Annotated in this window: 2 protein-coding genes; both read left to right on the top strand. The window is 51.9% G+C overall.

The features are described from left to right. Nucleotides 1–158 precede the first annotated feature (158 nt). Nucleotides 159–590, top strand: a complete 432-nt coding sequence (gene crcB, locus NW853_RS08595) for a fluoride efflux transporter CrcB (protein WP_414348806.1) — start codon at nt 159–161, stop codon at nt 588–590. 44 nt (nt 591–634) lie between these two features. Then, complete coding sequence (locus NW853_RS08590; protein WP_414348805.1) at nt 635–979, top strand: DUF190 domain-containing protein; 345 nt, start codon at nt 635–637, stop codon at nt 977–979. The last annotated feature ends 120 nt before the right edge of the window (nt 980–1099 follow it).

Here is a 1099-nt window from a genome sequence, read left to right as displayed (position 1 = left end):
GATCCACTTCCCAAGCAGTGTTGGAGACCAGCTCCATTCCGGTGATTTTGGTAGAAGAAGAGGAGTTCGGAAAAACAAGAAATGCCATCGTAGGAGCGAACCAAGGTTGAGGGCTCGTCCTTTTGGAATTGTTTTGTCAGCCTAGCCGAGGAGATGTGATGAGTCTGCAATCGGTGTGGACTTACCTAAGTCAGGAGTTAGCCTCTCCGCTTTTGAGAGTTCCTTTGGCGGTGGCTTTGGGGGCCATTGGTGGATCCCTGAGCCGCTACTATCTCTCTGTCTGGTTTGCGGAGCGATTTGGCCCCAGTTTTCCCTACGGAACTTTGATCATCAACCTGTCGGGCTGTTTTGTTATGGGCTGGTTTGCCACCCTGGCCATGAAGCGACCCGAGATCTCACCGGAATTTCGCCTGCTGTTTGGAGTTGGCTTTTTGGGTTCCTACACCACCTTTTCCACCTATGAGTTGGATACCTTTAACCTCTGGCAGCAGCATCGCTTTGTAACTGGTTTTGTCTATTGGTTTGGCTCCTGTTTATTAGGAGCTCTGGCGATGGAACTTGGGATCCTGTTGGCGAGACTGTGGCGATAGCAACAAGGATTTAAAAAATTTAAGCGGAAAAGAGAGCTCCAAGCATGCTAGACAATGAACCCGAAGTCTACAAGTTAGATATCTACATTGGCGAGTCGGATCACTGGCAAAATAAGCCTCTCTACCTGGCTCTGCTGGAGCTGGCCCGTCGGCGGGGCATGGCGGGAGGTACGGTGGTGAGAGCCATTGCCGGTTTTGGCCGCAACAGCCACATTCGCAGCAGCAACCTTCTCGAACTTTCCACAGATCTGCCTATTTTGGTAACGTTTATCGACACGCCGGAGAAAATTAAAGCCTTTCTGCCGGATGTTAAAAATCTGGTGCGCGACGGTCTAGTTACTTGCCACAGCGTCCAAGTATTCCATCACGCTCCTCAGCACCAACCCTAGTCCCAATCCCCAATTGGATTTCCCATCCTCAGGAGCTGGTTATGCCCGATTCCCCTTGGCGCTTCATTGTTTTGCTGGGGATCGTCAGCCTCTGCGCCGACGCCACCTACGAGGGGGCCC

It is taken from the genome of Synechococcus sp. H55.11 (assembly GCF_047462475.1).
In the GTDB taxonomy this organism is placed as follows: domain Bacteria; phylum Cyanobacteriota; class Cyanobacteriia; order Thermostichales; family Thermostichaceae; genus Thermostichus.
The sequence above is the reverse complement of the archived record's forward strand: the minus strand, read 5'-3'. Positions and strand labels throughout refer to the sequence as shown.

What these genes read in the sequence shown, in the direction of transcription:
- crcB (WP_414348806.1), top strand. Translation starts at nt 159, where the DNA reads ATGAGTCTGCAATCGGTGTGGACTTACCTAAGTCAGGAGTTAGCCTCT.
- NW853_RS08590 (WP_414348805.1), top strand. Translation starts at nt 635, where the DNA reads ATGCTAGACAATGAACCCGAAGTCTACAAGTTAGATATCTACATTGGC.